The following is a 5,610-nucleotide window of genomic DNA, read 5'->3' on the forward strand; positions in this document are numbered from 1 at the left end:
ATACGCGTATGTCAGGCAAATGGTCAGTCAGTAGCCGAGGAATATCTAAGACAACAACGTACAAATTACAAAATTGAGATAATGACAACAAGCCCGGCAGAAACTGTAGAAGTTGAACGGCAAAAGAAAACAAAAGCAACCTGTGAAACACATGACAATATTCCTGTATTAAAGGGGCCGAAAAACTTCTTATATAAGGTCTTGCGGGAGCTTTCGCTTGCCTATGCTTAATATTATGTTAACTCATCCGTGATGGTATGTCTTCTAAAAAATCCTACAATGTCTTGACACTATCTTTGATTGTAGATACCTTTGACTATAGAGTCAATTTGTAGTAAAATTATAATAACGCCGAATCCGTTTGGTACGGGGGACCCACTAGATACAGGGGTGAATCCGCCAGAATGGCGGAAGGGTTCTTTCTCTAGTCCTTCTCTTTGACCCTAACCCGACAGCTAACCTCGGAGGCGTAGAAAAAGAGAGGTGAGACAATTGAAAAAAATTACCCTTGCAGCGGTACTTACTCTGCTCATGCTGCTATTTGCCGCAGTTGCCTTTGCTGCGCCGGGGGATAAACTACTTCGCCAAGGCGACCAGGGAGAAGATGTGCAGTACCTTCAAAAAATGTTAGCCGATAAAGGCTACTATGCCGGGGCAATTGACGGCGTTTTTGGCGGTGCCACTATGCGTGCGGTGCTGGATTTTCAGCGTGATAACGGACTAGTGGCCGATGGCGTTGTCGGAAACGACACTCTCCGCTATTTAGAACGGGCAGCGGTTGAACCTAGCCGGTATAGTAGGGTTCTAACCATGGTAGCTACTGCTTATACTCGTTTTGATGACGGCAATGGTAGCTATACTTATCGTGGCAATTTACTGCGCAAAGGTTTGGCTGCCGTGGACCCGGCGGTCATTCCGCTCGGTACGCGCCTATATATTCCAGGATACGGCTATGCTATCGCTGATGACATTGGCGGGGCGATAAAAGGCAACAAAATCGACCTTGCCTTTGAAAGTCGGGAAGAAGCACTACAGTTTGGAAGACAACACGTAACGGTTTATGTACTTGATTGACAGGCTGCCAGCCTGTCTTTCTTTTGCTTTTATTTTGTATTGATAAAGGAAAAATTAGCTAGGTACCGTACTAGTAATATTTATGGGAAAGATATGCAAAGGTATAATATGAGGAGGCACTAGTCTTGGGCAATAACATAGAGTGGCTTAAAGAGCACTTAAAGAGCATTTATGATCGCAATCCCTATGTACGGTTACTGCAAATTTCAATAGCGAAAATTGAAGAGGGACGGGCCGAGTTGATCATGCCAGTCATTTATGAGAAGCATACAAATCTTTATGGTGTCGCTCATGGAGGGGCACTAGCTTCCTTGGCCGACACGGCAATGGGAGTGGCGTGTGCTACGCTGGGCAACCGAGTGGTAACGCTCGATATGAATATCAATTACATCCGCGGAGCGAAGCAGCAGTCTGTTGTCAAAGCTATCGGAACTGTTGTTCATAAAGGAAAAAGTACTATGGTTGTAGAAGCGGACGTGCGCGATTGTGCTGAAGACTTTTTATTGGCCAAAGCACGGGGGACTTTTTTCATTATTGGCGCTTTTGATAAAGGTGATCACCGTGATTGAAGTTCAGATTCCAACGGAACACGGTTATCTGTCAGGTGTGTTACACCGCCCTGATGGCGGCGGCAACTGTGCTTTGGTTATCTGCCACGGTTTCCGTGGCTCCAAAGACGGGGGCGGCAAGGCCGTACAACTAGCTAATGAGGCTGCAAAGTTAGGTATTTTTGTGCTGCGCTTTGATTTTACCCCTTTGCAGTCATTATCACATCAGATTTCCGAGGTAGGTTATGCCGTCGACTATTGCCGGCGATTTGTTCATCGTGTCTTGCTTTTAGGCCGCAGTATGGGTGGAAGTGCTTCGCTTGTTTTTGCGGCGAAGGATAAAAATATCGCCGGCCTGTGTCTATGGGCTACTCCCTGTAATTTGCACGCAACCTTTCGCTTAGCCCTTGGCGAAGGATATGATAAGCTTGTTAGGGGGGAACGGTTGTATATTTGTGATAATTACGGGAAGCTGGAACTAGGCCCGGAGTTTCTCCATGATTTAAGCCGCCATGAATTGCTTGGTACTTTGCAGTCCTTACCGCCTATACCAATCTTGATTGTCCACGGGAACCAGGACGAGATTGTACCGCTTAGTCAGGCTCACGCTCTTTATGAGCAGGCAGCGCCGCCGAAAGAGTTGGTTGTTATCGATGGCGCTGATCACCATTTTACCGGGCACTCCGAACAAGCGATTGAGGCAACACTCCGGTGGCTAAAAATGTGGTTTTGTTCCGGCAGTATATAATTCTTTGCCGGGTGCAAACTATCTGATGCGTGGATCGCAACTCTCGGTAAAAGGAGCGTGCATGCATTGGATCTTTCCGGCAATATGCTGGCGCTGTTGTTAGCCTTAATCTCCGGAGTTCTGATGGCCATACAGGGTTCATTGAATGCTGCCTTAAGCAAAGTAATCGGGCTTTTGGAAGCGACCTTTGTAGTTCATGTCACCGGTACAATCATTTTGCTGGCTTTATTATTTTTGTTTCGCTTTGGAAAAGGGAATCTCGCCGCTTTGCCGGAAGCTCCGTGGTATGCCTATTTGGGAGGTCTTGTCGGCGTTTTTATCATTTATCTTGTAGCAGCCAGTATACCTAGGGTCGGCGTATGCAATGCCACGACGGCCATCATTGTTGGGCAGGTGTTGACGGCAGTAATTATTGATTATTTTGGCGGTTTTGGTCTTAACCGAACTCCCTGTAGTTGGCTACAATTAGTAGGGGTTGTTTTTTTGGCCCTGGGCGCCAAACTGCTGATAAGGTAACGAAGCAATTTCAGCTTCGTTATTTTTAATTTGAATTTTTTCCGTAAGGGTGTTAACAAAAAAAATAATCTACGGTATACTATGTTTAGAAATTTTTGGCATTACTCCGCCAAACAAGGAGGAGAGGTATGGATTTTCACTTTACTCCCGACCAATTAGCTTTAAAAAAAATGGTCCAAGAACTTGTTGCCAAAGAAATTACGCCCTATGCCCTGGAAATGGACAAGACCGGGGAAATCAGGCCGGAACTGCTGAAAAAGCTGGATGAGGCGGGGATGCTGAATCTTACGGTGCCTGAAGAGTATGATGGTCCCGGTTTAGATGCCGTGTCAATTGCTCTCATCTACGAAGAACTAGGCAAAGGATGCGCCGGAGTAGCAACAACGGTGGCTGCCAATGCGCTGGCTTCTTATCCGGTTTTGACCACAGGTACTGACGAACAAAAACAAAAGTTTTTTTCTGTTATTAACAGCGGTAAAATGGCGGCCTTTGCCCTGACTGAGCCAGGCGCCGGTTCGGATGCGGGGGCAGTCGCTACCTCGGCTGTTAAGGATGGAGACTATTATGTGCTGAATGGGACAAAATGCTTTATCACCAATGGTGGTATTGCTGACATATACGTAGTCTTTGCGAATGCCCGCAAGTCAGCTGGTATTCGTGGTTTGACCGCTTTTATTGTAGAACGGGACACACCAGGTTTTTCCGTGGGCAAAGAAGAGGACAAAATGGGGATCAGGGCGTCTAACACCTGTGAACTAGTTCTCGATAATGTGCGTATTCCCGCGGCCAACCGTATCGGCCGCGAAGGAGAAGGTTTCAAGATTGCGATGAAGACGCTTGATGCTGCTCGACCTTTTGTCGGCGCAGTTTCCGTAGGGCTTGCCCAAGCCGCTTTTGAGCTCGCAGTTAAGTATTCCCGCGAGCGGGAACAATTTGGGAAACCTATTGCTTCTTTCCAGTTAGTCCAGGCAATGATTGCCGATATGGCGATGCAAATTGAAGCTGCCCGTTTGCTCGTCTACAAAGCCTGTTGGATGAAAGACCAGGGTCTTCCTTATGCCAAAGAATCGGCCATGGCAAAATGCTTCGCCGCCGATACGGCTATGAAGGTAACAACCGACGTTGTTCAGGTACTGGGTGGCTACGGCTATACACGCGACTATCCTGCCGAGAAATATATGCGTGACGCCAAAATTATGCAGATTTATGAAGGCACCAATCAAATTCAGCGGCTGGTTATAGCTAATAACATTTTATATTAAAAGGTGTTGACATTCGGGGTTTACCGTAATATAATTAATTGTGCGTAAGGGGTTATAGCTCAGTTGGTTAGAGCGCTTCGTTGACATCGAAGAGGCCAGCGGTTCGAGTCCGTTTAACCCCACCACTGAAATTAGGGCCTTGCAGGTTCAGTCCTGCGAGGCTTTTTATTTTTGTCAAGGTTGGCAATGAGAGTCTGTCATGATGTTTATAGCAAATAAAAGTATACGCTATTCCGAGTGGTTTTAATACCCCGGATGTTTTATTCTTTTCAAGAATGATAGGAATTTTATAATTGTTATTGCATAATATATAGTAGGGTATACTAAATTAACGATAATGTTATGCTTATTGTTAACGGTTTTATTTTTATAGTATAACTTTTTGGGGGGGGGGTAGGAGGTATGTGTCGGTTTGTTCACCAATGTTTAGCGCCTGATTGTGGCGACTGCAGGCATAATCAGGCAACAGACCGGGAAGTTGGTCGGAATGCTGCAGTCGAAGGCCCCAAGTCTGAGCACCTGTTGTGCCCAATAGACCAGCGAAAAAAGTTTGTACAAATCATCTATGGCGAGAAACAAGGAGTGAATGCCCTTTTTATTTGTGACGGCAATTGGAGCTGGTCTATAAAGGAGAGTTGCTAGCGCAGTGCTTTGTGTTAAAAACTGTCTTTGTTCCGGTATTGCTTAACAAAAGTAGAGGAAAACTGAGGTTTTACGACGAATTTATACTGCCAAACAAAGCAGCTGGAGGACAGTCATAATGTACAGTTTCCCCTTAGAAGAAAACGAAAGAATTCTTAAGAAAGACTTGGCGAATATGTCCTATGACGGCAACAATCTGCACGGAGCTCTCTATCTCACAACCGACCGTATCGTCTTTGTCGGGTATTTGCTGAATATTACCCAGAAATATTTTGAGGAAATTCCTCTTGCTCATGTCGAGACGATTAAGCCCGAAAAGACCTTCTTTTTTATCCCCAATGCCTTTGCGATTACAACTATTAAAGACCGCCGTCTGAAGTTCATTGTCAATAAGCGTGATGAATGGATTGATGCAATCCAACAGAGGATAAATAGCTTATAAATAGCACTCGAAAGGGTGCTTTTTGACTATATCGGAAAACATATGTATTTGCTAACATAATAATTGACCACTTTAGCGAAAAACGCTAGAGAAAAAGTTGACCACCTTGACCATCAAACCTGCTATGCTAGAAGTTGGCAAACTTTTTAGCAGAAGGCAGGAGAAAGAGATGATCAAAGTGGACACATATAAGTATATCAAAGATCTGCACATAAGAGAACGAAAATCAATTCGTCAGATATCCCGCGAAGTCGGTTTATCCCGTCAAACGATACGGAAAATCCTGTATCAGTCGCTTGAAGATGTCACAACCTACAAGCGTCAAGCACCACCGCCTGCACCACTACGCAATCAGTTTGGAGCGATTATCCGGCAATG

The 5,610-nt window shown here is 45.3% G+C and carries 6 protein-coding genes, 1 tRNA gene, 2 pseudogenes and 1 riboswitch; all 9 genes and pseudogenes read left to right on the top strand.

Annotated features, from left to right (window positions below; all coding sequences use genetic code 11):
* Positions 1-231: pseudogene (locus tag BLQ99_RS14530) on the top strand (ISLre2 family transposase); the annotation flags it as partial.
* A 108-nt stretch (positions 232-339) separates the two neighbouring features.
* Positions 340-485, top strand: a riboswitch (cyclic di-AMP (ydaO/yuaA leader).
* Positions 484-1,074: a 3D domain-containing protein gene (locus tag BLQ99_RS14535; RefSeq protein WP_245690528.1), complete on the top strand. Its 591-nt coding sequence runs from the start codon at positions 484-486 to the stop codon at positions 1,072-1,074. (Overlaps the previous riboswitch by 2 nt.)
* A 125-nt stretch (positions 1,075-1,199) precedes the next feature.
* Entirely contained in the window at positions 1,200-1,643 is a 444-nt protein-coding gene (locus BLQ99_RS14540; protein ID WP_093692220.1) for a PaaI family thioesterase, read from the top strand.
* Positions 1,636-2,370 carry an alpha/beta hydrolase gene (locus BLQ99_RS14545; RefSeq protein WP_093692222.1) on the top strand — a complete coding sequence of 245 codons (735 nt, stop codon included), beginning with the start codon at positions 1,636-1,638 and terminating at the stop codon, positions 2,368-2,370. Before BLQ99_RS14540 ends, BLQ99_RS14545 begins: the two co-directional genes overlap by 8 nt.
* A 57-nt stretch (positions 2,371-2,427) precedes the next feature.
* The gene (locus BLQ99_RS14550) at positions 2,428-2,886 is read left to right on the top strand and encodes a DMT family transporter (RefSeq protein ID WP_245690530.1); all 459 of its coding nucleotides are present in this window, start codon (positions 2,428-2,430) and stop codon (positions 2,884-2,886) included.
* Positions 2,887-3,014: 128 nt separating this feature from the next.
* Positions 3,015-4,148: an acyl-CoA dehydrogenase family protein gene (locus tag BLQ99_RS14555; RefSeq protein ID WP_093692226.1), complete on the top strand. Its 1,134-nt coding sequence runs from the start codon at positions 3,015-3,017 to the stop codon at positions 4,146-4,148.
* 48 nt (positions 4,149-4,196) lie between these two features.
* Positions 4,197-4,273: transfer RNA gene (locus BLQ99_RS14560), tRNA-Val, on the top strand.
* Between the two features lie 635 nt (positions 4,274-4,908).
* Entirely contained in the window at positions 4,909-5,232 is a 324-nt protein-coding gene (locus BLQ99_RS14570; RefSeq protein ID WP_093692230.1) for a GRAM domain-containing protein, read from the top strand.
* A 169-nt stretch (positions 5,233-5,401) separates the two neighbouring features.
* A pseudogene (locus tag BLQ99_RS15100) lies at positions 5,402-5,610 on the top strand (hypothetical protein); the annotation flags it as partial.

The organism is Sporolituus thermophilus DSM 23256, from assembly GCF_900102435.1.
Taxonomy (GTDB): domain Bacteria; phylum Bacillota; class Negativicutes; order Sporomusales; family Thermosinaceae; genus Thermosinus; species Thermosinus thermophilus.